Source organism: Pseudoalteromonas ostreae (assembly GCF_018069805.1).
GTDB classification, from domain to species: Bacteria; Pseudomonadota; Gammaproteobacteria; order Enterobacterales; family Alteromonadaceae; genus Pseudoalteromonas; species Pseudoalteromonas ostreae.
Map to the genome: position 1 here is coordinate 90496 of NZ_JAGPYN010000005.1, position 26404 is coordinate 116899.

At 41.7% G+C, this 26404-nt stretch carries 20 protein-coding genes; 16 read left to right on the top strand and 4 right to left on the bottom strand.

The features are described 5' to 3' along the window. Positions 1 to 261: 261 nt before the first annotated feature. Positions 262 to 561 carry a DUF6326 family protein gene (locus J7338_RS05535; RefSeq protein ID WP_228732924.1) on the top strand — a complete coding sequence of 100 codons (300 nt, stop codon included), beginning with the start codon at positions 262 to 264 and terminating at the stop codon, positions 559 to 561. Positions 562 to 795: 234 nt separating this feature from the next. On the opposite strand, the gene J7338_RS05540 is transcribed toward J7338_RS05535, so the two are convergent. Next, entirely contained in the window at positions 796 to 1842 is a 1047-nt protein-coding gene (locus J7338_RS05540) for a hypothetical protein (RefSeq protein WP_210796124.1), read from the bottom strand. A gap of 30 nt (positions 1843 to 1872) precedes the next feature. Next, on the bottom strand, positions 1873 to 4698 hold the full coding sequence (uvrA, locus tag J7338_RS05545; protein ID WP_210796125.1) for an excinuclease ABC subunit UvrA: 2826 nt from the start codon (positions 4696 to 4698) through the stop codon (positions 1873 to 1875). A 164-nt stretch (positions 4699 to 4862) separates the two neighbouring features. Between uvrA and J7338_RS05550 the strand changes: the two genes are divergently transcribed. The 3 genes from J7338_RS05550 (at position 4863) to J7338_RS05560 (ending at position 9107) form a co-directional block, all read left to right on the top strand. Then, entirely contained in the window at positions 4863 to 6230 is a 1368-nt protein-coding gene (locus tag J7338_RS05550; protein ID WP_210796126.1) for an MFS transporter, read from the top strand. A 20-nt stretch (positions 6231 to 6250) separates the two neighbouring features. Beyond that, positions 6251 to 6970 (top strand): single-stranded DNA-binding protein, encoded by a 720-nt coding sequence (ssb, locus tag J7338_RS05555; RefSeq protein ID WP_210796127.1) that lies wholly within the window; start codon positions 6251 to 6253, stop codon positions 6968 to 6970. Positions 6971 to 7307: 337 nt separating this feature from the next. Beyond that, a complete protein-coding gene (locus tag J7338_RS05560; protein ID WP_210796128.1) occupies positions 7308 to 9107 on the top strand; it encodes an EAL domain-containing protein in 1800 nt (599 codons plus the stop codon). On the opposite strand, the gene J7338_RS05565 is transcribed toward J7338_RS05560, so the two are convergent. Next, complete coding sequence (locus J7338_RS05565) at positions 9104 to 9958, bottom strand: 1-aminocyclopropane-1-carboxylate deaminase/D-cysteine desulfhydrase (RefSeq protein ID WP_210796230.1); 855 nt, start codon at positions 9956 to 9958, stop codon at positions 9104 to 9106. The genes J7338_RS05560 and J7338_RS05565 overlap by 4 nt on opposite strands. Positions 9959 to 10238: 280 nt before the next feature. Between J7338_RS05565 and J7338_RS05570 the strand changes: the two genes are divergently transcribed. The 9 genes from J7338_RS05570 to tldD all read left to right on the top strand — a co-directional run bounded on the left by J7338_RS05570 (position 10239) and on the right by tldD (position 22906). Next, positions 10239 to 12260, top strand: a complete 2022-nt coding sequence (locus tag J7338_RS05570; RefSeq protein WP_210796129.1) for an SUMF1/EgtB/PvdO family nonheme iron enzyme — start codon at positions 10239 to 10241, stop codon at positions 12258 to 12260. Positions 12261 to 12398: 138 nt separating this feature from the next. Then, a complete protein-coding gene (locus J7338_RS05575) occupies positions 12399 to 13442 on the top strand; it encodes a rod shape-determining protein (RefSeq protein WP_145238587.1) in 1044 nt (347 codons plus the stop codon). Next, positions 13442 to 14284: a rod shape-determining protein MreC gene (gene mreC, locus J7338_RS05580; protein ID WP_210796130.1), complete on the top strand. Its 843-nt coding sequence runs from the start codon at positions 13442 to 13444 to the stop codon at positions 14282 to 14284. The genes J7338_RS05575 and mreC overlap by 1 nt, the downstream gene beginning before the upstream one ends. After that, positions 14277 to 14756: a rod shape-determining protein MreD gene (mreD, locus tag J7338_RS05585; protein ID WP_210796131.1), complete on the top strand. Its 480-nt coding sequence runs from the start codon at positions 14277 to 14279 to the stop codon at positions 14754 to 14756. The genes mreC and mreD overlap by 8 nt, the downstream gene beginning before the upstream one ends. After that, positions 14756 to 15331: a Maf family protein gene (locus J7338_RS05590; protein ID WP_210796132.1), complete on the top strand. Its 576-nt coding sequence runs from the start codon at positions 14756 to 14758 to the stop codon at positions 15329 to 15331. The genes mreD and J7338_RS05590 overlap by 1 nt, the downstream gene beginning before the upstream one ends. A 1-nt stretch (position 15332) precedes the next feature. Next, the gene (gene rng, locus J7338_RS05595; RefSeq protein ID WP_210796133.1) at positions 15333 to 16805 is read left to right on the top strand and encodes a ribonuclease G; all 1473 of its coding nucleotides are present in this window, start codon (positions 15333 to 15335) and stop codon (positions 16803 to 16805) included. After that, positions 16805 to 20650 (top strand): YhdP family protein, encoded by a 3846-nt coding sequence (locus J7338_RS05600; RefSeq protein ID WP_210796134.1) that lies wholly within the window; start codon positions 16805 to 16807, stop codon positions 20648 to 20650. The genes rng and J7338_RS05600 overlap by 1 nt, the downstream gene beginning before the upstream one ends. 10 nt (positions 20651 to 20660) lie before the next feature. Then, positions 20661 to 21470: a carbon-nitrogen hydrolase family protein gene (locus J7338_RS05605; protein WP_210796135.1), complete on the top strand. Its 810-nt coding sequence runs from the start codon at positions 20661 to 20663 to the stop codon at positions 21468 to 21470. Further along, positions 21467 to 22906, top strand: a complete 1440-nt coding sequence (gene tldD / locus J7338_RS05610; protein WP_210796136.1) for a metalloprotease TldD — start codon at positions 21467 to 21469, stop codon at positions 22904 to 22906. Before J7338_RS05605 ends, tldD begins: the two co-directional genes overlap by 4 nt. Before the next feature lie 86 nt (positions 22907 to 22992). Here tldD and J7338_RS05615 read toward each other — a convergent pair whose 3' ends face one another. Further along, positions 22993 to 23886: a LysR family transcriptional regulator gene (locus tag J7338_RS05615; protein WP_228732925.1), complete on the bottom strand. Its 894-nt coding sequence runs from the start codon at positions 23884 to 23886 to the stop codon at positions 22993 to 22995. Positions 23887 to 23998: 112 nt separating this feature from the next. Between J7338_RS05615 and J7338_RS05620 the strand changes: the two genes are divergently transcribed. The 3 genes from J7338_RS05620 (at position 23999) to J7338_RS05630 (ending at position 26377) form a co-directional block, all read left to right on the top strand. Then, a complete protein-coding gene (locus tag J7338_RS05620) occupies positions 23999 to 24460 on the top strand; it encodes a VOC family protein (protein ID WP_210796137.1) in 462 nt (153 codons plus the stop codon). Between the two features lie 245 nt (positions 24461 to 24705). Beyond that, on the top strand, positions 24706 to 25806 hold the full coding sequence (locus J7338_RS05625) for an alkene reductase (protein WP_210796138.1): 1101 nt from the start codon (positions 24706 to 24708) through the stop codon (positions 25804 to 25806). A gap of 31 nt (positions 25807 to 25837) precedes the next feature. Beyond that, positions 25838 to 26377 carry a YbhB/YbcL family Raf kinase inhibitor-like protein gene (locus tag J7338_RS05630; RefSeq protein ID WP_210796139.1) on the top strand — a complete coding sequence of 180 codons (540 nt, stop codon included), beginning with the start codon at positions 25838 to 25840 and terminating at the stop codon, positions 26375 to 26377. Positions 26378 to 26404: the final 27 nt, after the last annotated feature.

Consider the following 26404-nt stretch of genomic DNA (forward strand, 5'->3'; position numbering starts at 1 on the left):
CCAGATATCTCTCAGTAACGTTAAACCTCGTGAAGCTAAATAGTCATAGCGTTAATTCCTTCCAATCTCAAAAAAAACGGTACAAAAACAACCTGTATCATCATCTAAAACCCCAAATAATATTAATGACTACCAAATTAGAAAATCACTAAAAATTGAATCAAAATAGTAACTCGACTATGGTTGATACATCAATAAAAATAAATTTAAAATGAGTAAATTAACAGGATCGCTATATATTACTCAGAAAGCGGAGTTCAAATGAGTTCGACTAATAATTCAAATAGTGTTTTTCAAGATTTCCCAATAAACGTAAAACTAATAATATCCTCGCTTTGGGTGGCTGTTATGTTTTGCTATGTATATGGTGATTATATTGAAATTTATGTTCCTGGAGTTTTAGCTAATGCGATGGAAGTAACATCAGCGAAAGAAGGGATTCAATTAGAGTTCTTTGCCGTAGCTCTACTTATGTCTGTTCCAAGTGTAATGATATTTCTTACTCTAGTGTTAAAACCGAGTATAAATCGCTGGTTAAATATAATCATGCCTACTTTATAAGTCGTCCTTCTTATTGCGGCAAACTTAGAAACTACATGGGGTTTCTATTTATATCTAACGGCTATTGAAATATTACTTTCAATTTCTACTGTTTGGTATGCGTGGAACTGGCCTAAAACCGAACCGTGTGCATTAGGTAATGCATAAACGGGGGGGGCAATGGGCGGTTTACCTCCCGCGATGGGGATTACCGTTTTACTTTAATTCGCTGACTTTAGTATTTTCCGTAGCCCGCTATGGCGCCTTAATGCCCGGCGATTGGCAGGCTTTTACCGTAAAGCTGTAACCGTAAGGTTTGCTGTTATCGGGTGTAATTTCAACAATTTCGTAGTCGTTAATCTCAATCGCTTTACTGTCGTCAGATTTTTTGCAACGGGAGTATTGGTCTGCTTCGTAGGTGTAAGCAAACATAGCAATTAAGCGTTTGCTGCGTTCAAAGTAACCTTTGGTGTTAAAGAATAATCGTACGGATAGAGTAGTTTCATCTTCTTTCGTTGTGGTTACTAACGGTGTGGGAGGTGTTTGCGTAATGTTTTCACTTGGCAATTGCCCATGTATTTGTTGGCTGAGCTTTTCTACAACTTCAACTTCTTGTTGCTCTGTTAGTGCTCGACTTGAGAGCTGCTTGCTGCTGACGAAGTTGCTTACTATGTCATCAATAACGGCACCGGTATCTTTGTCATCAACAAAAGACATTAGATTGATTATTACAATAGTCGATAAAAAAAACCGTATAGAAGCGGTAAGCAAAGGTGAATAGCTTTGGCTAATAAACTTTACCCGCTGCGAACCAAATGGTTTGATGATTAAGAGCGCAAAAATGTAGAACGGCAATATCAATTGTAATAATAGCAATGTCGATAAAGAGATTCCCAACGCCCAGGGTGGTAAATAAAGTAGCGTGGCAAAATTATGGGTGTAATTAAAATGTGTTGCTGAAACATGAGTTACATTATTTACAATGCCACTGGCGTTGGCCAGCACAAAGTTGGCGATACTGGCATAGAAAATAAGTATTAGTGCTTTGCCAGCCAGTGAGTGCCAGAGCTTATTGAACTTTGGCCAAAACTCAATGGTAAGCGCTACGATGGTGATACTGGCGCACAGCCAACCACTTTGAAAGATAATTAGGCAGATTAACGCCAATAAGTAGAGTTTTTGCGCGGTGTTAAGATTAAACCAAATAGCTTTACCTTGCTCATAAAAGCGCAGTTTATGAGGTTGCAAATTTTGCTGTTGTTTCCTCAGCTGCGATTTGGCAATTTTTATATATCTTAACACCGGCCAACCTTAGTACATAAAGCGAAAACCCTATTTTGATAATAGGGGTTTCAAATAGTGGCCGGTATGTGAACGCTCACATTCGGCTACTTCATCCGGCGTGCCTGCAATGAGGAGCTCACCGCCGCCAGCACCACCTTCAGGACCTAGATCAATGATCCAATCGGCTGTTTTGATTACATCAAGATTATGCTCAATAACCACAATCGTATTACCGTGGTCACGCAGGCGATGCAGCACTACTAATAATTGTTCAATATCAGCAAAGTGCAAGCCTGTGGTTGGTTCATCTAAAATGTATAAGGTTTTACCTGTATCACGTTTAGATAGCTCGCGGGCGAGTTTAACCCGTTGAGCTTCGCCACCAGAGAGCGTTGTAGCGGCTTGGCCTAAGCGAATATAAGACAAGCCCACATCCATTAAGGTTTTTAGTTTACGCGCAATGGCAGGTATTTTATCAAAATAGTCGTGTGCATCTTCCACCGTCATTTCTAATACTTGATGGATGTTTTTGCCTTTATACTGCACTTCTAACGTTTCACGGTTATAGCGTTGCCCTTTACAGACATCACATGGTACGTATACATCCGGTAAAAAGTGCATTTCTACTTTAATTACGCCATCACCTTGGCAGGCTTCACAGCGGCCGCCTTTAACGTTAAAGCTAAAGCGACCCACTTTATAACCACGCGAGCGAGATTCTTGGGTACCCGCAAACAACTCACGGATACCAGTAAAAATACCGGTATATGTGGCTGGGTTTGAGCGTGGCGTACGGCCAATTGGGCTTTGGTCAATATCGATTACTTTATCAAAATGCTCAAGGCCACTAATTGATTTGTATGGTGCGGCTTCGGCGGTGGTTGCTCCGTTTAGTTCGGTATGAGCAAGTTTAAATAAGGTGTCGTTGATAAGCGTTGATTTACCAGAGCCTGATACACCAGTAATACAAGTCATCAAACCAAATGGTATTTTTAAATCGACATTTTTTAAGTTATTACCGCTAGCGCCAAACAGCTCTAACCATTTATCGTTGATTTTATGGCGCTCTTTGGGAACTTCAATTTTGCGTCGGCCAGATAAAAACTGCCCTGTTACTGACTCTTCGCTAGCTAAAATATCATCGCGAGTACCTTGGGCAATGATATAACCGCCATGCACGCCAGCGCCAGGGCCAATATCAATAATGTGATCGGCGGCGCGTATGGCATCTTCGTCATGCTCTACCACAATTACGGTATTACCTAAGTCGCGTAGATGGATCAGCGTTTGCAGTAAACGGTCATTATCGCGTTGATGTAAACCAATCGATGGTTCATCAAGCACATACATTACGCCAACAAGGCCAGCACCAATTTGGCTAGCGAGGCGAATACGCTGTGCTTCACCACCGGATAACGTGTCGGCACTGCGCTCTAATGAAAGGTAATTAAGCCCGACATTAATTAAGAACGATAAACGGTCGCGAATTTCTTTTAGGATTTTTTCGGCAATCTGACCTTTTTGGCCTGTTAAGCTTAGTTGCTCAAAAAAACTCATCGCTTCACCAATACTCATACTGGTGATCGCGGGTAAGTTAGTTTGTCCGATAAATACACTGCGTGCTTCTTGGCGTAGGCGCGACCCTTTACAACTTGGGCAAGCTTGGCTGGTTTGATATTTAGCCAGCTCTTCGCGCACAGAATTAGATTCTGTTTCACGGTAGCGGCGGTTCATGTTATTGAGTACGCCTTCAAACTCGTGATTACGGGTAATTAAATCACCACGATCATTACGGTAATTAAAAGCAATTTTTGTATCGCTAGAACCTTCAAGAATTATCTTTTTAGCGTCTTTACTAAGATCTTGAAACGGTACTTCTAAATCAAATTTATAGTGTTCAGCAACTGCTTGTAGCATCTGAAAATAATAAAAACTGCGTTTATCCCAGCCTTTTATGGCACCGCCAGATAAACTAAGCTCTGGGTTTTGAATCACTCGATTTGGGTCGAAATACTGACGAACGCCTAAACCATCACAACTTTGGCATGCACCTGCTGGGTTATTAAATGAGAATAACCGAGGTTCAAGCTCGGTCATGGCGTAGCCACATGTTGGGCAAGCAAAGTTGGCTGAGAGCAGTAACTCATCGGCGTTTTCGTCGTCCATCGATGCAATAGATACCACACCTGCTGATAGCTCTAACGCGGTTTCAAACGATTCGGCTAAACGTTGTTGCAAGCCATCTTTTACTTTAAAGCGATCGACTACCACTTCAATAGTGTGTTTTTTATGTAGTTCTAGAGTTGGTGGATCAGAAAGGTCGCATACTTCGCCATCAATACGGGCGCGAATATAGCCTTGGCTGGCTAGTTGCTCTAATAACTTAACGTGTTCACCTTTGCGTTCTTTCACAACTGGGGCTAGCAGCATCAGTTTGCTGCCCTCTGGATACGCCAGCACGGTGTCGACCATTTGGCTAACAGTTTGTGCCGCAAGTGGCAAATCGTGAGTAGGGCAACGCGGTTCACCAACACGAGCAAACATTAAGCGTAAGTAATCATATATTTCGGTAATGGTGCCAACGGTGGATCGGGGGTTATGTGACGTTGATTTTTGTTCAATTGAAATTGCCGGCGACAATCCTTCAATATGGTCAACATCCGGTTTTTCCATTAAAGATAAAAATTGTCTGGCATAAGCCGATAAAGATTCTACATACCGACGCTGCCCTTCTGCATATAAGGTATCAAATGCTAAAGACGATTTACCCGAACCAGATAGACCGGTGATAACAATTAATTTATCACGGGGAATGGTTAGGCTGATGTCTTTTAAATTGTGCGTGCGGGCGCCTCGGACTTCAATGTTTTCCATGCTATCTCGTTTCATTACCAAATTGATTTACTGAGTATCTCATAATACGTGCGAAGATTAATCCTTGATCAATGAAAAATCATCGCATTGGGGCGATTATTTCTCTGTAAGCTTGTGGTAGAATCCCAGCTCAAATTTTAATAGACAGCAAGAACACGCGAATCATGACAGCTTCTTCACTCAATTCAAGAGAAAAACGCGCCGCAGTTTCCTTAGCGAGTGTGTTTGCATTTCGTATGCTTGGCCTATTTATGCTGATGCCAGTATTGGCGATTTATGGGCAAGAATTATCAGGGTTTTCACCTATATGGATTGGTTTTGCGATTGGCGCCTATGGTTTAACACAAGCTGTGTTACAAATTCCCATGGGCTGGTTATCGGATAAAATTGGCCGAAAAAAAGTCATTGTTGGCGGTTTAACTATGTTTGCGATCGGCTCGGTAATTGCTGCCACGGCTGATTCAATGCAAATGGTCACGTTAGGGCGAGCATTACAAGGAATGGGTGCAATTGCCAGCTCGTTATTAGCTTTTGCTTCTGATTTGAGCCGCGATGAGCAACGACCAAAAGTGATGGCCGTGATTGGTATGAGCATAGGCATGAGCTTTGCTATTGCCATGTTACTTGGTCCAATGGTTGCCGCAGCGTGGGGTCTTGCTGGAGTGTTCTGGTTAACTGCTATTTTGGCTGTTGCGGGTATTTTTATTGTGTTGTTTTTGGTCCCCAAAGCGGTTAGCAAAGCCCCCAAAGGCGATACCTTAGCAAGCGTTAGCGATATTAAAAAACTCATTAAGCACCCGCAATTAGCACGTTTAGATTTAGGGGTGATGCTATTACATTTGACCTTGACGACGATTTTTGTCGCCTTACCAGGGCAGTTAATTGCCAAAGGTTTAGCAGCACAAGCGCATTGGCAAGTATATATTCCCGTTTTATTACTGGCATTTTTATTAATGGCGCCAGTGATGATCATTGCGATCCGTAAAGAGAAAGAGAAACAGGCATTTGTTGGCTCTATCGCAGTGCTCGCTCTAAGTATGTTGGCAATGGCAATTGGTGTTGACTCAATCATCGGCATGGCGATGTGTATGCTGGCGTATTTTGTTGCCTTTAACTTTTTAGAAGCGACGATGCCGGCATTAGTATCGCGCTTAGCACCTGCTAGCCAAAAAGGCTCGGCGATGGGAGTGTTTTCGTCAGGACAATTTTTTGGTGCATTTTTAGGTGGTATTTTAGGGGGTTACGTTGCGCAATCAACAACGCCGCAAGCAGTGTTTGCCGCAGCCGCAGTTGTTGGGGTAATATGGCTTATCCTTGCGTGGAATATGCAAGTCCCGCCACGCAGTAAAATGATAAGCTTAATGACAGAATTAAGTAATGAGCAGCAAGCGCAAACCCTTGCTTCTCGTTTAGTTGCTTTACCAGGCGTAATTGAAGCAACAGTAGTCTGTGATGAAAATCGCAGTTATTTAAAGATTGATGATAAAGAATTTGACCTAGACCAGGCCCGCAAAGTGGCTGGTTTAATATAACGTTTATAGGAGAAAGGTCCATGGCACGCGGTGTGAACAAAGTAATCTTGGTTGGTAATTTAGGTCAAGATCCAGAAGTACGTTATATGCCTAACGGCAATGGTGTAGCGAATATTACTCTAGCTACGTCAGATAGCTATAAAGACAAAAACACCGGTCAAATGGTTGATAAAACAGAATGGCACCGTGTTGTGTTTTTTGGCAAGTTAGCTGAAATTGTTGGTGAATATTGCCGTAAAGGTTCACAAATTTACGTTGAAGGCAAACTTCAAACCCGTAAATGGACTGATCAACAAGGCCAAGAGAAATACACCACTGAAATCGTAGTGGATGGTTTCACTGGTCAAATGCAAATGTTAGGTGCCCGTGGTGGCGACCAACAAAGTGGCGGTTACCAAGGTGGCCAACAGCAAAACCACGGTGGTCAATCTCAAGGAGGTTACGGCCAACAACAAAGCGCACCACAACAAGGTGGTGGTTATGCTCAGCAGCAAAGTGCGCCACAGCAAAGCGGTGGTTATGGGCAACAACAAAGTGCACCACAACAAGCGCCAGCAGCTCGTCAGCAACCAGCGGCAGCACCACAGCAAAGTAATCAATACCAAGGTGGCGGTTATGCTCCACAAGGTGGCGGACAAGCGCAAGGTGGTTTTGCACCTAAGCCGCAAAATGCTCCGCAAGGCGGCGCATCTAACCCGATGGAACCACCAATCGATTTTGATGACGATATTCCGTTCTAAATGATGGTTTATTTAAAAGTGTAGATTTGTAAAGAGTGAAATATTAAAAGCCCTGATAATTCAGGGTTTTTTGTTTTTATAGTGTGCTGTAGTCGGAATATTAAAAATAGTGAGGGTTGGAGAGTAAAGGGTTCTGAACACCATTTTCCTTGTGCGCGGCAGCTTTTAAGTAAGCAGTATATTGACTGCGGCGATAGAAAACAAAGTGAGAGTTATTTTTATTTAAAACATGTACTGCCCTAGGTCTTTAAAAAGGCGTCAGTTTTGGCTTTGTAACTATGTTTATAGCATTTAAAAGCATCTTTAATCATGCTGTAGGCTTGTGTTTATAAGGATCTTGAGCAACACTTTAGCTATTCATATAAATAGCGTAACCGCCATGGTGACTCAATTAAAAACTGCACAAGTACGAATGCTAAGTATTTATGTGATTGCTTTTATGCTTTTACTGACGGTATTTAATCTTTTTTTAGGAGAGATATTGCATCAAAAAGTACACATCACAGGGAGTCAATTAGCTCAACAGATCTATAGCTTAAAGTTGCAACCAGTTGCAGATAAAGAGGTCGTTGCCGCACTTGTTGAAAGTCATGGTTTTATGCTTGAACCAGATCATAAGTCGTTTAATTTCTTTGTTTTTATGCACCAAAAGGGTGATATCTTTAAATATAAAACGGTTAGTTTGAAGCTTTATCATTGGCCTTTTTGGATTGTAGAAAGTCCACTATTTATTTTATTAAACCTAGTGATGATTGGTGCTGCTATTTGGAGTTATCGCTGGTGGCGACTGCTATTTAAACAGCGCAATGGTGTGGATTCAACTTCATTACTAACTGATATTCAAGTATCAAGCAGTCAGAAAACGCCTAAAAATGTGGTTAAATTAGCGCTTAATGATATTGCTATTAATAGCACAAAAGTACATATAGCTAAGCGTAAATTGAGTTCCGCAGGCGATGCTGCACTTACCGTAATGTATGGTATTCAAAATAATCATAACCACCTTTTTGCTTTACTTTATTGGGCGCAGCCACTTCCAGATAACGTTGATTTAGAAAGCCACTTTAAAATTATTGTTATTAAAGGCTTTAAAGAGTTATCACGGGTATCAGTTAAGTTGTTATCTTCAGGCGGGTTGGCAATTACCCTAGAGAATATACCTCAGCCTGATATCGATGCCTACACTAAACGCTTACATCAAATTATTTATCAGGCTTCTTTGCTTTATCGCGGTGATATATCTCGCAAAGAAATTAAAATAGGCGTGTGTAATTACCGCGATGGTGCCGATCAAACGGTGGTTTATCAGTTAACTAAATCCGCTCTTGCATTAGCAAAGCAAAGTCCATGGCAGCATATTTACCGCGTACCATTTAACCATACACGTTCAACGGTGCTGGCAAATAGCGGTGAGAATTTAGCGGATTACATTGGTAAAAAGAAATTTATGTTATTTTTTCAGCCGTTATTTGAGTTCGCAAGCGGCGATATTTTACAGCATGAAGCTTTGATCCGGGTTCGTCATAAATCATTAGGAATACTTTCTGCTAAGCAATTCATTCCTCAACTTAAAGATGATTCAGCGATTATTTTATTGGATAAAACTGTATTGGATCAAGTTATTAAGTTATTAGATAGTGAAAAAAGTCCGATGGCAGTGAGTATTAATTTACATGCATTTAATTGGTTCTCTGATGACTATTGGCGTTGGTTTGGCCAGAGAATGAAAAACGTAGCAGGCGCTGACAAATTGCAGTTCGAGATATCGGAGGTGGATTTTTATCAACATCAGCAGCGATTGAATTTTGCTTTTAGCACTATTAAATCAGTGGGGAGCTCAGTATTGATTGATAATGTTTCATCGCACGATAGAATCGCTTTATTAGCGCCCTATAAAGGGATCAAAGGACTCAAGCTCAGCTATGATCTAATCCATGACATTGATAAAAATGTAACGCAACAAAAAATAGTGCGCCAAATAGTCGGGAGTGCAGAGCGAGTGAATTTACCTGTATACGGTGTTGGTGTTGAGACACAGCAAGAGCTCAACATGCTAAAAAAACAAGGCGTCATAGGCGCGCAAGGGTTTTATTTTACGGAGCCTTTACACGAGTTTACTAATGCCATAGTAGATTAATCTATTAACTGACGATAACGCAGTCCATCTAAGCCTTGTAGGCCGCCGGTATGAATTGCAACGATCCGGCTACCAGCAGGGAAGTAGCCCCGTGTGATTAATTGCCATAAGGCATACATCATTTTTCCTGAATAAATTGGCTCAAGTGGTAATTGATGTTGGGTTTGCATCATTTGGCAAAACTGCCAAAGTTTAGGGCTAAATTTACCATAGCCACCATCATGAAACTCTGTGAGTAACTGCCAGTTTTGCTGTTGCGTAGCAATTGCACTAAGAGATTTGATTTCATCCACTAGATAATCTGCTTGCTTTAATACCGCAACCCCTAAAACTTGAGTGGTCTTATCGCAGCCTTCAATCAGTCCTGCTAGGGTGCCGCCACTACCTGTTGGACATAAAACATAATCAGCGAGAGGTAATGACTGAGCGAGCTCTTTACAACCTAGCAAGGCGGCTTTATTAGTGCCACCTTCCGGTAACATATATGCATTGGGGAAACGTGCTTGTAACTGAGCTAGGTAATCTGGAGTGTTACGCTCTCGGTATTCTATGCGTGTTACTGGGTGAAGTTGCATAGCGCATTGCTTAGCAAATTGTAAGGTAGGGTTGTGTTGATCAAGTTCAGGGCCGCGAATAATACCATGGGTTTTGAAGTTGAACTGCTTTCCTGCGGCCGCACAGGCATGAATATGATTTGAAAAAGCGCCGCCAAAAGTAACTAACTCTGTTTTACCCTGTGCTTTCATTGCAGTTAAGTTATATTTTAATTTCCGCCATTTATTGCCGCTTATTAATGGGTGTAGAAGATCGTCGCGTTTTATCGATAAAGATATTTTTTGTTCACTTAACATCGAGCAAGTGATTTTTTGCAGTGGAGACTCTGGTATTAAATTCACAGTTGCAACTTAAAATTAATGGGGCATCAGTTTAACAAAGTAGCCATGGACAAGAAAAGGGGCTATTTTCATACTATGTGATGGTAATTTACTGGCATGGGGTGCGGTAATAGTTGTAAACTCAGATAATTTATGAACAAAGCTTGTGTTTTGCCTTGCAAGTACATAGCATAAGAGTTTAATTATAAAAAATAAATAATGACCAAATAATTGCCGCTTTTTGGGAATGGAATATATGCGAATTGCTCCTTTATCTCTGTTAATTTCAGCTAGCTTGTTTGCATCAAGTGCATTTGCGCAAGATACAGCCACAGTTACTGGAATTGAATCTGAGATCAGCATTAAACAAGCTGAATATGATAACGCTACACAGATACTTGAAAAACATTTAAAAGAAGAAAGTCAGTTACAAAGTCAACTTGATTTATTACGCACTCGTTCGGCTGAACTAGACAAAGAAAAAAATCAAGCACTTGATGCCATGAATGAAATGTATCGTCGTTTAATTGATGACCCCACTATTGATATTAGTGCTGCCCAAGCTCGATATCAGCAAGCTGTGGTTGATCATAAGCAAAATAAAGACGATATCGCGATGCAGTTGGCGGCAATTGCATCCCACCGCAAAGACATTGAACAAATTCGCGTAGCAAAACATACTCAGTTAAATACACTCGAAAGTTTAAAAGAGCAATTAACAACAGCCCGAGTTGAGCGCTTACGTAATGAATTTACTCGCGAAGGGACGCTGGAAGTTAACCACACTATCAATTGTAAACGTACAGAAACATTGGCAGCCTGTGAGCAACGAGGCCAGCAAATGGGCTTACAAAAAGCAACTAAGCGTTTTATAGATCAAATATTTGCTAATTTAACTGAAGAGCGCTTAGTTGAACCAAAACGCAATATGGCTGGTGCGCAAGTACAGGTTTTAAGTAGCCATGTGGTCAATAGTGCTTTTAGCGGCCAAGGCAATTATAACGTTAACTTAAGCGTTACTATGCGCGGTGATGTAAATAGTAGCCGCTTATGTAATTTATTGAGTGTCGATAACCGCTATTGTTCAGAGTACGGTACGCCGCTAACGGCAACTTATCAAACTCGTTATGACACTACTTTTACTGATAGTCAGTTAACATTCAGTGATGGTCAGGATAATGCCAACATTTCAGTGTCGCGTTTGAATGAGCAACCGATACGCGACTATTCAGTCAAACCAATGTCAACGGTTGATACGCAAGTTGTTGATAGTAAAAAAATGATTGAATTTACATTGCGTTCAAACGTATACGACGACGAAGTATTTATTGATGGCGTAAGTTTTGGTTCAACACGTTTGGCAACAACTTTACCAAGTGGTATTCATGATATTGAAGTACGCAAGCAGGGTTATAAACCTTATCGCGTGCGTGTTGATTTACGAAAGCCACAAACGATTCATGCTAAGTTAGTAAAAAAGCCTGAGTCGATTGCTGCACCGACATACACCAGTGAGCAACGTAATGCGACATCAGTAACCAGTAGTGCTTTAAGCAATGCTGCAACTGCTGACGTGGTAGTCATTCCCGCAGGTAAGTTTGAAATGGGTGATATCAATGGTAATGGACTTGCAAATGAGCGTCCAGTTGTTAAAAAAACCATTGCAAACTCATTCGCAATGCAAAATAAGGAAGTGACGGTAGGTGCTTATCAAAAGTTCGTAAGCAATACTAATTATAAAACTGAAGCTGAACGTAATCGTGGCTGTGCCTATTACTTAAATGGCGAACCTGTTTGGGAAGTTGGTTTCAATTGGCGTAATCCAGGTTTTGAGCAGGGGAGTGATTTTCCGGCCGTGTGCTTGACCTACAACGATGCGAAAGCATATGCTGATTGGTTGTCTGGTCAAACAGGCCTGCAATATCGTTTACCTAATGAGGTCGAGTGGGAGTATGCAGCACGCGCTGGTACTAAAACTGAATACCCGTGGGGCAATGAAATAGGTAAGAATTTAGCCAATTGTGGTTGGTGTGGTAGTGAATGGTCAAATAAAAGTGCATCGCCAACTGGCTCATTTGCACCTAATGCGTTTGGTCTCTACGACACGGTAGGAAATGTATGGGAATGGACTCATAAGTCAGCTGGACAAGCGGATGTTACTGTCCGTGGTGGTGCGTGGAATTTTGCACCTAGTTTAGCTCGTGCTTCAACTCGTTTGATTTTAGCGCCAGACTTTCGTGCAAACTATATCGGTTTTCGTCTAGTACGCGAACGATAAATTAATTTAAAAAGGAAGCATGGCTTCCTTTTTTACCCAATTAACAAAGGTAGCTGCGCTTTTTATTGCCGAACTGATTCAGCATGGTAAAGTTGCATAAGCTAATATAAGAACGTTTTTCAAAGGTCATCCAGCCTCATGTTTAAAAAGCTCCGTGGTATTTTTTCAAACGATCTATCGATCGACTTGGGTACAGCCAACACCCTTATTTATGTTAAAGACGAAGGCATTGTCCTTAATGAACCATCAGTAGTTGCGATCCGTCAAGAGCGCGCAGGTGGTCCTAAAAGTGTAGCTTCAGTAGGGACTGAAGCAAAGCAAATGCTTGGTCGAACGCCAGGTAATATCAAAGCGATTAGGCCAATGAAAGACGGTGTAATTGCTGATTTTTATGTAACTGAAAAAATGTTACAACACTTTATTAAACAAGTGCATAACAATAACTTTTTACGCCCCAGTCCGCGTGTACTTATTTGTGTGCCGTGTGGTGCTACGCAAGTAGAAAAACGCGCAATTCGTGAATCGGCTATGGGGGCAGGTGCACGTGAAGTTTATTTAATTGAAGAGCCAATGGCTGCTGCAATTGGTGCGGGTTTACCAGTATCTGAAGCAACCGGTTCTATGGTGGTTGATATTGGTGGTGGCACTACCGAAGTTGCGATTATTTCGCTAAACGGTGTGGTGTACTCATCATCAGTACGTATTGGTGGAGATAAATTTGACGAAGCAATTATCAATTATGTACGCCGTAATTTTGGTAGTTTAATTGGTGAAGCAACGGCTGAAAACATTAAGCATCAAATTGGTTCAGCGTTTAAAACGGATGAACCAATTGAAATTGAAGTACGTGGTCGTAACCTTGCTGAAGGTGTACCGCGTTCATTCACGCTTAATTCACATGAGATTTTAGAAGCCTTACAAGAGCCATTAATGGGGATTGTCAGCGCGGTAATGGTTGCTCTTGAGCAATCGCCACCAGAGCTTGCGTCAGACATATCAGCCAAAGGCATGGTACTAACTGGCGGTGGTGCATTACTTAAGGATTTAGACCGTTTATTAATGGAAGAGACCGGTATTCCAGTTGTGGTTGCTGATGATCCATTAACGTGCGTTGCGCGTGGTGGCGGTAAGGCGCTTGAGATGATTGACATGCATGGTGGTGATGTATTTAGTTACGACTAATGAAGTTAATGTTTGGGCGTGCCATTTCTTTGCAGCTGCGACTTTTTGTCGCAGTGCTTTTGAGTATCGTGTTGATCGTAGGCGATCGTTATACGCAAGGTGGCACCACAGTACGCACTAGTTTAAATACCTTAGTTAGTCCATTATTGTATTTAGCTAATTTACCTTATGAAGTATTTAGTCTTGGGGCTAAAAGCTTACACACGCGCGAGCAATTATTAACTGAAAACGAAGCCCTCAAGAAAAAACAATTACTACAAAGCGAACAGCTGCAGCAATATCAATTCTTAAGCAAAGAAAATCAAAAGCTACGAGCTTTACTTGGTTCTTCTGCTAAGCAGTCAAATCGTAAAATTATTGCCCAAGTTCTCTCGGTTCATTCAAACCCTTATAGTCATCAAGTGGTGATCAATCGTGGCACGACAGATGGCATCAGTGAAGGTCAAGCCGTGATTGATGAAATGGGTGTCGTCGGACAACTTACTAAAGTCGGTTCAACGACGTCTAGAGTGTTACTGATGACCGATACAACCCATGCCACACCAGTACGTATTTTACGTAATGATGTGCGTACTGTGGTTGAAGGGATTGGGAAAATCAATTCAGTTAAACTCTCTCATGTACCCCATAGTTTAGATGTACGGATTGGCGATGTGCTGGTGACATCAGGACTCGGAGGCACTTTTCCTGAGGGCTATCCGGTTGCGGTAGTAACTGAAATTAATCGCGATGAGGGCCGCCCGTTTGCTCAAGTATACGCCGAGCCGATAGCTCAGTTAGATCGTATTCGCTTATTAGTGATCTTATGGCGTAATCAGCAGGAAACTATCAGCAATGAATAGCCGTTACTTTTTATTGATAGCCGTGAGCATTTTTCTTGCGTTGATCATGGCATTGATGCCATTGCCTTTTTCGTTTGAACCCTTTCGCCCTGACTGGGTGTTATTAGTATTAATGTACTGGTCGTTAGCCGTGCCACATCGATTAAACATTGGTACGGCTTGGGTGGTTGGCTTGCTGATTGATTTAGCCACGGGGTCGCCGCTAGGTATTAATTCACTCACTTACTCAATTTGTATTTTTGTAACCGCAAGTAACTTTCAAAAGATTCGTAATTTTTCAATTTGGCAGCAAGCGATACTGGTAGGATTATTTTTAATCTTATATCACTTAATGCAATTTTGGCTTAATCACTTTTTAATGGATGTCTATTTTAACCCGCAGTATTTATGGCCGGTGGTGACTGGCATGTTAAGTTGGCCTTGGATTTTCTTATTGCTACGTAAATATCGCCGTCATTTCAGGATCAGATAATGCAAACCCAAACCGCCATTTATTTAGCGTCAGCTTCTCCTCGGCGAAAAGAATTACTAACTCAGCTTGGTATCGAATTTTCACAATTTAGTGTCGATGCTGATGAAAGCCAGCTAGCAGACGAAACTCCTCTTGAACTTGTTGAGCGTTTAGCGCGTCTAAAAGCCCAAACCGGTGTTGCTATGGGATACACAGATCGCCCTGTTCTCGGCAGTGATACTGTGGTGGTCATAGATAATCAATCACTTGGTAAGCCTCGTGATAAAGCTGACTTTATGGCAACCCTAAAGCGTTTATCTGGTCGCAGTCATCAAGTATTAACGGCAATCGCATTTGCCACTGAACATCAGGTTATGAGTTGTGTAGTAACCACGCAAGTGAGTTTTAAAACGCTCTCAGAACAAGAATTAGATGCATACTGGCAAACGGGAGAACCGCAAGATAAAGCCGGTGGTTATGGCATTCAAGGGCTTGGTGGGCGCTTTGTTACTAATATTTCCGGTAGCTATTTTGCGGTAGTAGGCTTACCTTTATATGAATGCGAAAAATTATTAAGCGAATTCCTAAGTAGGTAACATGAGTATAGAATTACTGATCAACGTCACCCCGAGTGAAAGCCGTGTTGCCCTGATTGAAAACGGTGTATTACAAGAAATTCAACTAGAACGTATTGGCAATTTAGGTATCGTCGGTAATATTTATTTAGGTAAAATAAGCCGAGTGTTACCGGGTATGCAAGCTGCATTTGTTGATATTGGCTTAGATAAAGCGGCTTTTTTACACGCGTCTGATATTGTAAACAGCGCCTCTATTGTTGAAGGTGTTGACGAGCAACCAATCAAAAAAGTACAAGATATTCGCGAGTTAGTGCGCCAAGGTCAATACATCATGGTGCAAGTGGTAAAAGATCCTCTGGGTACTAAAGGCGCACGTTTAACGACAGACATTACCATTCCTTCTCGCTATTTAGTGTTTATGCCAGATGCCACCCATGTTGGTGTAAGTCAGCGAATAGAAACCGAAGAAGAGCGCGCACGCTTAAAAAGCATTGTTGGTGAGTACGGCGACGAAGACGGCAGCTTTATTGTCCGTACTGCCGCTGAAGGTGCCAGCGAAGCTGAATTGCGTCATGATGCCGAGTTTTTAAAGAAACTATGGAAAAAAATCGTCACTAAACGTAAAAAAACCAGCAAAGAAAGTATTCTGCATGAAGATTTAACCTTAGAATTTCGAACTTTACGAGATTACGTAGGGGAAGACATGGAGCGTATCCGTGTTGACTCAAAGCTAACTTATGAAGAGCTAAAAAGCTTTACCGCAGAGTTTGTACCAATCCTTTCCGATGCTTTAGAGTATTACCCAGGCGAGCGACCAATTTTTGACTTGTTTGATGTTGAAAACGAAATACAAAAAGCCTTACATCGTAAAGTGACGTTAAAGTCTGGTGGCTATTTAATTATCGACCAAACTGAAGCGATGACCACGGTCGATGTTAATACCGGTGCTTTTGTTGGTCATCGAAATCTCGAAGAAACTATTTTTAACACTAACGTTGAAGCCACGTCTGCGATTGCCCGTCAGCTTAGGTTGCGTAACTTGGGCGGTATTATCATTATCGACTTTATTGATATGGTTAGCGAAGAGCATAAGCGCAGGGTATTGCATTCACTGGAGTCTGCGCTGGGTAAAGATCGCGTTAAATCAAATATTAATGGTTTATCGGCACTAGGCTTAGTGGAAATGACCCGCAAGCGTACTCGAGAAAGCCTTGAACATATTTTATGTGATGTATGTCCGGCCTGCTCTGGGCGCGGTTCGCAAAAAACCGTGGAAACAGTATGTTATGAAATACTGCGTGAAATTGTCCGCGTAAACCGTGCTTACGCGGCTGATAAATTTATGGTTTATGCAGCTCCCGCAGTAAGTGAGGCATTACTTAATGACGAGTATCATAATCTTGCAGAGCTAGAGTTATTTATTGGTAAACAAGTGAGCATTCAAACCGAAAGCCTCTACAGCCAAGAGCAGTTTGATGTGGTTATGATGTAATGAAAGCAAAGACGGTCTGTTTTTTTTGTATCCGTAAGTTATGGCAAATGTGTGCTATCACTTTGGTACTATTGGCCGTTGTTGTTTCGGTTTTAAAATATACCCTGCCGTATGCCAATGACTATAAAAGTAACATTGAAAGTTACTTATTTGATAACTTTGCTGTTAATTTATCAATTGGGGCTATTTCTGCTAGCTGGCATGGCAAAGGTCCTTCTATTGTCTTGGAAGATATCACCTTTGAAGATAATAAAACCTCACCCATCGCACTGACCATCGCTAAAGCTAGTCTTGAATTAAATGTATGGGAAACCATCAAAACACGACAGTTAAAATCTAACTACTTTGTGATCAACGGTGTTCATGCTGATATTGATATGTCGACTATGTTGCAATCAAACCGTAGTGAGGTAACCTTTGAGCAAAAAGAGCTGATTGAAAGCTTGTTTTTGGGTAAAACTGGTCATTTTGCGGTTGAAAATAGTAGTCTTAATTTTATATTGGCAGATGGTAAAGAGCGTCGGGTGATGCTTGAAAACATCGTTTGGCAAAACCAACGCGAGCAACACTTAGGTAGCGGCACGTTAGCATTACCGGGGATTTCAGTGGGGACTTTTGATGCTCGTTTGGCATTAACCGGATCGACGCTAGAAACTATGCTGGGTGATGTTTATGTGCAAGCAAATAATGTTGATGTGTCGAAATGGCTGGCTCAGTATATTAATGCTAGTAAAGAGCAGCTCAATTCTGACATTAACTTAGAATCATGGTTGAGTATTGAAAAAGGCTTGATCAAAGATGTCACAGTTAAATGGTTGCCAAGCTTTATTAATTGGCAGCAAGATACAAAAAATCATCAATTTAGTTTAAGTGAAGGGGGATTTCACCTTTACCCTTGGCAGCAAGGTTGGCGGCTGAAAAGTTCAGGGGTGCGGCTTTCAAACGATCAACAGCATTGGCCCGACTTTCAATTTGAAGCGCAGTTGGATAACAAGCAACAACAGATTTGGTTGCAAGAACTCGATTTTGATTTGGTTACAAGGTTGGTCCAGTTAAGTGATTTTGCTGAATTAGAGCCGCTGTTAAATCGTCAACCCAGTGGTCAAGTTAAGCGCGCTTATATGCTGTTTACATCAACACAGCAATGGCAATTATGGTTTGAAGCTCAGCAATTGGGTTGGCTTGCAGAGCAAGGCGTGCCAGGTGTACAGGGTTTACGTGTTGATGGTTTGTTAAATCAAGATCGTGGCCGTATTAATCTGCTTGGTGAAAATAGCGAGTTACTTACCGCTGATACTTTTAGCCAGCCAATCAAATATAACCAACTGAATATGCAAATTGATTTAGTCAATAGTGAGCAAGGTTGGCAGATCAGCAGTGATAATATGTGGCTTGATAATGAAGAAGTCACTGTTGCAGCCGAAATGAAGCTTAGCTTAGGCGAACAGCCTCGGCTTGATTTATATGCAGAAGCATTTGCACCGGATGCCAGTATTGCCAGCCATTACTTCCCACGGCCTGTGATGACTGAAAACTTAGTTGATTACTTAACTGGGGCTATTAAAAGTGGCGAACTCACGCAAACACAAGTACTGTTTTCTGGGCCATTAACGGGCTTTCCGTTTGCTGATAACTCAGGACAGTTTGAAGTGTTAGCACAGGTAGATAACGCTAATTATCAATTCGCCCCTGATTGGCCTGCAGTCACTAAAGCGAGTGCAAAACTACACTTTGAAAATCAGCGTATGGATATTTACTCTCAGCATGGGCAATTAATTAACTTAGCGGTTGGTGATGCTGTGCATGTCAGTATTGCAGATCTAATGAATGCAGATGTACTGAGCGTAAAAATTAATAAACGTGCTGAGATGGAAACATTACTACCGTTTTTTAAAGCAACGCCAATTGCTGAACCACTAGCAAATGTATTTGAGGTGATCCAAGGTAAAGGTACTGCCAGTGCTGATATTGAGCTACTTGTTGATTTAAACGAGTTAGATGTAACAGCTAAAGGTATGGTTAATTTAAAAGATCTGCCAGTGTATTTAGCACAACCAGGACTACAGCTTGAAGGTGTAACAGGTAAACTCTATTTCAATGATGATCAGATCACTTTAGAAAATGCTAACGCAAGCTGGTTAGGAATGCCGCTGAAAGTTAATTTTAATGGTAAAAATATTGACCAAAATTATCGTGCCGACGTTGATATAAAAGCACAGTTGAATGCCCAGACGTTAATTTCTCATGGGCAAGACTTACTAAAAGGTTACTTACATGGCGAAAGTGAAGTAACTATTAATCTTGTATTAAACTTTTTAGCTGATGGCTTTAACTATCGTGCTAATGTGAGTTCGCAACTTGAAGGACTCAGTAGTGAATTGCCAGCACCTTACGGTAAAAGTAGTGCTGATTTTTGGCCGCTAACGGCCGTTATTCAAGGTGATAATATTTCTAATTTGATCACCGCTAATCTTAATAACAGCTTGTATTTTAATGGCATCTTAGCGAATAACGTTGGCAAACTAACCAACGCACAGTTTATTTTAGGCAAGCATGATTTGGGCTTAAATCAGCAAGGCTTAAGTGTTGTTATTGATTTAGAGCAAACAGATCTATTACCTTGGCTTGGTTTGATCCAGCAGATCATCACCATCAGTCAAATAGAACCAGCTGAACCGAGTGTACTACCACCATTAAAAGAAGTGGTGGCTAACATTCAGCAATTAACCATAGGTGATATTGCATTTAATGATTTTGAAATGCGCTTAGCGCCTACTTCCAGTGATTTGAGGCTACGCCTGAATGCCAAAGAACTGCGCTCACAAGTACTTATTCCGCTCGATAAATCAAGTCGTCCGATTCATATTGCCAGTGATTATTTACGTGTTAATTTTGCCCCAACAACAGACGTATTGCCGTCATCTGAAACTCCACAAGATTACACGTGGTTGGGTGACATACCGGCCATTGAATTTGAATGTGCAGATTGTAAAGTGGCTAGCTATCAATTAGATAAAGTCAGCGCATCGCTTTATGGTGATGGTCATAAGCTCATTATCTCTGAGTTGGTGGTTGATAAAGGCGAACATGTGTTACGTGCTAAAGGGTATTGGCAAGAGGGTATAAGCCAATTTAGCGGTAATATGCAAAGTGATGATATTGGCGAACTATTTGATGAGTTTGATATTACCACTACAGTTAAAGATTCAACTGCGGACATTCAATTTGATCTCGGCTGGCAAGATGCGCCTTATTTATTTGATGTAGCAAGTTTGTCGGGCAATTTAGATTGGCGCTTAGGTGAAGGGCATTTAGCTGAGATAAGCGATGGCGGAGCGCGGGTATTTTCGTTACTGAGCCTTGATTCATTAGTACGTAAGTTAAAACTCGACTTTAGAGATGTATTTTCGAAGGGGTTTTTCTATAACAGCTTACAAGGCACTATGCAGTTAGATAAAGGTGTTGCCTATACCCAAGATACGAAAATGGATGGTGTTCCTGCTGACTTAACCATTAAAGGCCATACTAATCTCAATACCATGGAAATAGATTATGATTTAGCGGTTGCTCCACAAGTAACATCGAGTATTCCGGTGATTGTTGCTTGGATGGTTAATCCCGTAACCGGGCTGGCTGCACTGGCGATAGATAAAGTGATCCACTCGGCGCGGGTTATTTCAGAAATTAACTTTAAAGTGACCGGCAGTATGAACGACCCTGTTGTGAAAGAAATCGATCGTAAGAGCCGTGAAATGACATTGCCACAAGCTGCACAAAATCAACCTCAAGCGTCTACATCAGATGAGCTAATATTCAAAGATGTCGCAGCCACAGCCACGCAGTAAGGAGCAAGCTATGATAGTCGCGTTACAAATGTGCTCTGGATTATGTGCTGATGCCAATATTGAGCAACTTAACCAGCAGTTACAACAACTCCCCACAACTCGGCCATTACTTGTTTGTTTACCTGAGAACTTTTTAGTATTTGCTAAAAGCGGCCAGCAGACACGCGCGATTGCTAAGCAAAGTGACGTTTATATACAGCAATTAAGTAACTTATGTCGTCAGTATGATATTTGGCTTGCGGCCGGCACCGTGCCGATTACCACAGAGCATGACAAATACTTTGCCGCGTCGTTGTTTTTTAATAACCAAGGTGATGTGCTTGCCCAATACAACAAGATGCATTTATTTGATGTTGATGTAGCTGATGGGACTGGTGCGTATCGCGAGTCTAACTTCACCGAAGCGGGCAGTGACATTGTGGTGGTGGATTCACCGTTTGGTAAAATAGGTCTTACAGTATGTTATGATCTACGCTTTAGTGGACTGTTTAGTGCATTACAGCGTGCAGGAGCAGAAATCATATTAGTGCCCAGTGCTTTTACAACAGTAACGGGGGCAGCTCATTGGCAGCCACTTTTAACAGCGCGAGCGATAGAAACGCAAAGTTATGTTATTGCTGCAGCACAAGCTGGGCAGCATGAAAATGGTCGAGCAACGTATGGCCACAGTTTAATTATTTCTCCTTGGGGCAATATCCTCAGTGAGCTTAAAAATGGTATTGGGTTTATTGGTTGTCAGCCAGATTTAACTCAATTGCATGCCATTAGACGAGATATGCCAGTGCAATCTCACCAACGATTTAGAGAGCATTTATTATGAACACGGTTGAACAGCATTTACTACACGACAGCCAGCTAAATCGAGAAGAACTCGAAAAAACATTAGCTTATATTCACCAGCATAAAGTTGATTATGCCGACCTTTATTTTCAATCTAGCCATCATGAGTCATGGGTATTAGAAGACGGCCTTGTTAAAGAAGGTTCTTATAATGTTGAGCGTGGTGTTGGCGTACGCGCGGTGAGTGGTGAAAAAACCGGTTTTTCATACTCAGATGCTATTAATCTTGAAGCGCTTAATAAAGCCGCAACAGCTGCACGAAGTATTGCCGAAGCCGGTGAAGATAAAGCGGTTAAAGTATTTAGTGATGTGGCTGCAAAACAGCAGTTTGCACCGCATCAGCCTATTTCTAGCATGAGCGATACCGATAAAGTTAATTTGTTACGTGAACTTGAAAACTATATTCGCGAGTTAGCCCCTGATGCTGAGCAAGTGATCAGCTCAATGTCTGCGGTATACGAGGAAGTATTAATTGCAGCCAGCGATGGCACCTTTGCAACAGATATTCGCCCATTGATACGTTTAAATTGCTCGGTATTACTTGAAAAAGACGGCCGCCGTGAACGCGGTGGCGCAGGTGGTGGCGCACGTTTAGACTATGGTTACTTTAAAGAGCTGGTGGATGGTAAGCCGCGTTGGATGGGTTTTGCAGAAGAAGCCGTTCGTCAAGCTAAAGTAAACTTAGAAGCTATTGATGCCCCTGCAGGTACTATGGAAGTGGTATTAGGTAATGGCTGGCCAGGTGTGTTGTTACACGAAGCGGTAGGCCATGGCCTCGAGGGTGACTTTAACCGTAAAGGCGCATCTGCGTTTAGCGGTAAAGTAGGGCAAAAAGTCGCTTCAGAGCTATGTACTGTGGTTGATGATGGCACTATGGCCGATCGCCGTGGTTCACTTAATGTTGATGACGAAGGCACGCCAGCAGCCTATAACGTACTTATCGAAAACGGTATTTTAAAAGGCTATATGCAAGATAAAATGAACGCGCGTTTGATGGGGGTAAACCCAACAGGTAACGCACGTCGTGAGTCATACGCGCATTTACCAATGCCACGTATGACCAACACTTACATGTTAGGTGGCGAGCACAGCCAAGCTGATATTATCAGCACGGTTAAAAAAGGCGTGTTTGCCCCTAATTTTGGTGGCGGCCAAGTGGATATCACCTCAGGTAAGTTTGTGTTTAGTGCCTCAGAAGCTTACTTAATTGAAAATGGTAAAATTACTCAGCCAATTAAAGGGGCAACATTAATTGGTAATGGCCCTGAGGTTATGCAACAAATCTCTATGGTAGGTAATGATTTAGCGCTTGATAAAGGCGTAGGAGTATGTGGTAAAGACGGCCAAAGTGTACCTGTAGGCGTTGGCCAGCCAAGCCTGAAAATTGATCAGTTAACAGTAGGCGGTACTGCTTAACTTTATAACTGCCAAACGCTATAAATAAAACCTTGAAAGTGCAAACTCTCAAGGTTTTATTTTGTCGGCTGCTTATTGTTTTGAGGTTAAATTTGCTGCTGAAAAAAATCCATAAATGCGGCAACTTGTCGTGGCTGAAATTGCCTTGATGGGTAAAGAAACTGTAAGCCAATTTGTTGTTTATCTTTATTACTAAAACCGAGAATATAATCATCAAGTAGCGTCACTAAATTACCCTTAGTCAGATCATCATTAATATCTACCATTGATTTTAGAGCAATACCTGCACCGTTAATTGCCCACTGTCTGATCACTGCACCATCACTGCTACTCATAGCTACAGGTACGCGAATTACCTCGTCTTTAAAATGCCAATCATGCATCGATTGACCAAGTCTCTCCATTACTAAGCAGCGATGGTTTAATAAATCGCTTGGTTGTAAAGGTTGGCCATGTATTTTTAAATATTCAGCTGAAGCACATAACACACGCTTATTGGCTTTGATCATTCGGCTAATCAAATTACTATCGGGTAAGTTTCCAAAGCGAATAGCAATATCAATGCCTTCTTCAACTAGATTAACTAAGCCATCGGTTAAATGCAGGTGTGGTTTTACTTGTGGATTCTGTGCTACAAATTTAGCTATTGCAGGGGCAACAAACTGTTTACCAAAGTCAGAGGGTGCGGTTATTTTGAGGCTACCCGAAAGAGTGCTTTTACTAAGCTGAATACTTTGCTCTGCGGCATCAATTTCAGCAATCACTCTTAAACAGCCTTGAAAAAAGTGCTCTCCAGCCTCGGTTAATTTAATACTTCGAGTATTACGTATTAAGAGTCGGGTTTGATAGTGATTTTCAAGCTGGTTGATACGTGCCGTCATACTCGCAGGCGATAAACCAATTTTTCGCCCAGCTGCAGCAAGCCCGCCAGAGCGCACCACATGAACAAAAAGCTGCATATCATCAATCTTAGCCATCATTCTTTACTCTTTATAGTTCAGTATTAATGAATAGTGTTTTTGATATTAACTCAATTATCAAATTTAAGTAAATAGTTAAACTGGTTGTACTCATTATCAACAGAGAAAGTTTATGCGTTTAGATCATGTATTAATTTCTAGTTGTGATTACCAGGCGGTGCGACAGTTCTTTATAAATTCAGTTGGGCTAGTTGAAGGGTATCGTCCGCCTTTCCCTTTCGAGGGGGCATGGTTATACGGCAGTGATAATGTTGCTTTGATTCATTTGGTTAATGCCACGGGTAATAAAGCGCAACAGGGTTACTTATCAGCATTAAACAGCAAAACCCAAGGCCGAGGAGTGGTAGATCACATTGCGATTCGTAGCATAGGTTATCAAGGATTGAAAAGTCGCTTAGCGCAAACAGGTATAAGCTACTTTGAGCGAACCGTGCCAGAGCTATTAGAGCAGCAAGTATTTATATACCCAAACCACCTCAAGATGCGAGTTTCAGTTGGAATTAAAAGCGATTTAGGCAAGGCATTGATTGCAAGTAATAGTGATTCTATTTTTAAAGTCAATAACGCAGTATAAATTGCTTTTAAACCAACCCTTTGGGCGTTTCACAGGCACTTACTCTCATCGTTGTTACTTCTTAAAAGGGACTGCCATTGTTGCAAAGTAACGCCTTGATATTAAGCCCCTGTGAAACGCTGAATTCTGCACATTGAGGTGGCTTGGGTATACAAGGACCAGAAGAGATAAAGGTCGAAATGCTATTTAGTAGTGATGAAATTTAATTTAAATCCAGATAAACATTATTTATAAGAGAGTTAGTTATGTCTATAGAATCCTTATTTGAAGCTAAAACACTCGGTGGCATGGTCACGCAAAATAGAATTGTGATGGCACCTATGACCCGTTCGCGAACTGCGCAACCGGGCGATATTCCTACTGAACTGATGGCCACTTATTATGCGCAGCGTGCTACTGCAGGGCTGATTATTTCTGAAGCAACACAAATTTCTGCTCAGGGCAAAGGTTACTCATTTACGCCAGGTATTTACACGCAAGCACAAATTGAAGGTTGGAAGCAAGTAACACAGGCCGTGCACAAAGAAGGTGGTAAAATATTTTTACAACTTTGGCACGTTGGTAGAATGTCGCACTCTTCATTTCATCATGATGGAACGCCAGTTGCCCCATCTGCACTTGCTCCAGATGCACAAGTTTGGGTGGTAGGCGATGATGGAGAAGGACGGATGCTTGACTGCCCAACCCCACGAGCACTAAGTGTTAAAGAAATTAAAGAAATAGTAAATGATTATAAGCAAGCGGCAATTAACGCGATTGAGGCTGGTTTCGATGGCGTTGAAATACATGGAGGTAACGGGTATTTAATTGATCAGTTTTTAAGACGTTCAGCGAATAAGCGCACAGATGAATATGGCGGTAGCCAAGAAAACCGTATTCGTTTTGCCTGTGAAATTATTGGCGCAATTAGTAATGCCATTGGAGCTCATAAAGTGGGTATTAGATTAGCGCCTTTTATCACTCAGCGTGGTATGGGTGATAGTGAAGCAATTGACACTATTTTATTAGCAGCAAAGCAATTTGAGCAAATTGGTATTGCGTATATTCATCTTGCCGAAGCGGACTGGGACGATGCGCCCAGTGTAACACCAGAGTTTAGAGTCGCACTTCGTCAGTATTTTAGTGGCGCGATTATTGTTGCCGGTAATTATACCGAGCATTCAGGTGCGCAGCTTATTGAACAAGGTCTTGCCGATTACATTGCATTCGGTCGTCGTTTTATTGCCAACCCAGACTTACCGTATCGTATTCAAGAGCAACTGCCACTAAACACGATTACCGATGGGAGTACATTGTTTGGCGGTACAGCCAAAGGTTATACCGATTACCCAGCGTATCAAAAGTAACTTTTTTTAACTGAAAATATAAGGGCTAAAAATGGTTAATTTTTCAAACTCAGTAGTTACTTTACTGATCAGCGGGCTGTTTAGTAGTGCCAGTTTTGCGGCTGAATTTAGTTTATCGAGCCCTGATTTACAGCTAGGGCAGGCAATAAAGAGTGAGCAATATTGGAATAGCTTTGGTTGTCAGGGGAGTAATGTTAGGCCACAACTTAAATGGCAAAATGCGCCTAAGAAAGCCAAAAGCTTTGCCGTGACAGTGTATGACAATGACGCACCAACTGGCAGTGGTTTTTGGCACTGGGTAGTACATGATATTCCTCTTACTAGTAACTCACTATCTTCAACGATCTTGCCCAAAGGAGCCATTGAAGGTAATACAGATATGGGGAAGCCCGGATACCTTGGGCCATGTCCACCAGAAGGACGCAAGCATAGCTACACCTATAAAGTGTATGCATTGGATGTAGAAAAATTAGCTGTTCCACAAGGGGCAACAAGTGCACTTACAGGGTTTTTCTTACACCAACACTCTTTGCAAACAGCCGAGATCACAGTAACGGCAGGACCGCGTTAATTAGCTTAGGAGATAAAAATGAAGGCT

What these genes read in the sequence shown, in the direction of transcription:
- J7338_RS05615 (WP_228732925.1), bottom strand. Translation starts at nt 23,886, where the DNA reads ATGATGGCTAAGATTGATGATATGCAGCTTTTTGTTCATGTGGTGCGC.
- J7338_RS05565 (WP_210796230.1), bottom strand. Translation starts at nt 9,958, where the DNA reads ATGTTAAGTGAACAAAAAATATCTTTATCGATAAAACGCGACGATCTT.
- mreD (WP_210796131.1), top strand. Translation starts at nt 14,277, where the DNA reads ATGAATAGCCGTTACTTTTTATTGATAGCCGTGAGCATTTTTCTTGCG.
- rng (WP_210796133.1), top strand. Translation starts at nt 15,333, where the DNA reads ATGAGTATAGAATTACTGATCAACGTCACCCCGAGTGAAAGCCGTGTT.
- mreC (WP_210796130.1), top strand. Translation starts at nt 13,442, where the DNA reads ATGAAGTTAATGTTTGGGCGTGCCATTTCTTTGCAGCTGCGACTTTTT.
- J7338_RS05630 (WP_210796139.1), top strand. Translation starts at nt 25,838, where the DNA reads ATGGTTAATTTTTCAAACTCAGTAGTTACTTTACTGATCAGCGGGCTG.
- ssb (WP_210796127.1), top strand. Translation starts at nt 6,251, where the DNA reads ATGGCACGCGGTGTGAACAAAGTAATCTTGGTTGGTAATTTAGGTCAA.
- J7338_RS05625 (WP_210796138.1), top strand. Translation starts at nt 24,706, where the DNA reads ATGTCTATAGAATCCTTATTTGAAGCTAAAACACTCGGTGGCATGGTC.
- J7338_RS05620 (WP_210796137.1), top strand. Translation starts at nt 23,999, where the DNA reads ATGCGTTTAGATCATGTATTAATTTCTAGTTGTGATTACCAGGCGGTG.
- J7338_RS05550 (WP_210796126.1), top strand. Translation starts at nt 4,863, where the DNA reads ATGACAGCTTCTTCACTCAATTCAAGAGAAAAACGCGCCGCAGTTTCC.
- J7338_RS05575 (WP_145238587.1), top strand. Translation starts at nt 12,399, where the DNA reads ATGTTTAAAAAGCTCCGTGGTATTTTTTCAAACGATCTATCGATCGAC.
- J7338_RS05590 (WP_210796132.1), top strand. Translation starts at nt 14,756, where the DNA reads ATGCAAACCCAAACCGCCATTTATTTAGCGTCAGCTTCTCCTCGGCGA.
- uvrA (WP_210796125.1), bottom strand. Translation starts at nt 4,698, where the DNA reads ATGGAAAACATTGAAGTCCGAGGCGCCCGCACGCACAATTTAAAAGAC.
- J7338_RS05600 (WP_210796134.1), top strand. Translation starts at nt 16,805, where the DNA reads ATGAAAGCAAAGACGGTCTGTTTTTTTTGTATCCGTAAGTTATGGCAA.
- J7338_RS05605 (WP_210796135.1), top strand. Translation starts at nt 20,661, where the DNA reads ATGATAGTCGCGTTACAAATGTGCTCTGGATTATGTGCTGATGCCAAT.
- J7338_RS05535 (WP_228732924.1), top strand. Translation starts at nt 262, where the DNA reads ATGAGTTCGACTAATAATTCAAATAGTGTTTTTCAAGATTTCCCAATA.
- J7338_RS05570 (WP_210796129.1), top strand. Translation starts at nt 10,239, where the DNA reads ATGCGAATTGCTCCTTTATCTCTGTTAATTTCAGCTAGCTTGTTTGCA.
- tldD (WP_210796136.1), top strand. Translation starts at nt 21,467, where the DNA reads ATGAACACGGTTGAACAGCATTTACTACACGACAGCCAGCTAAATCGA.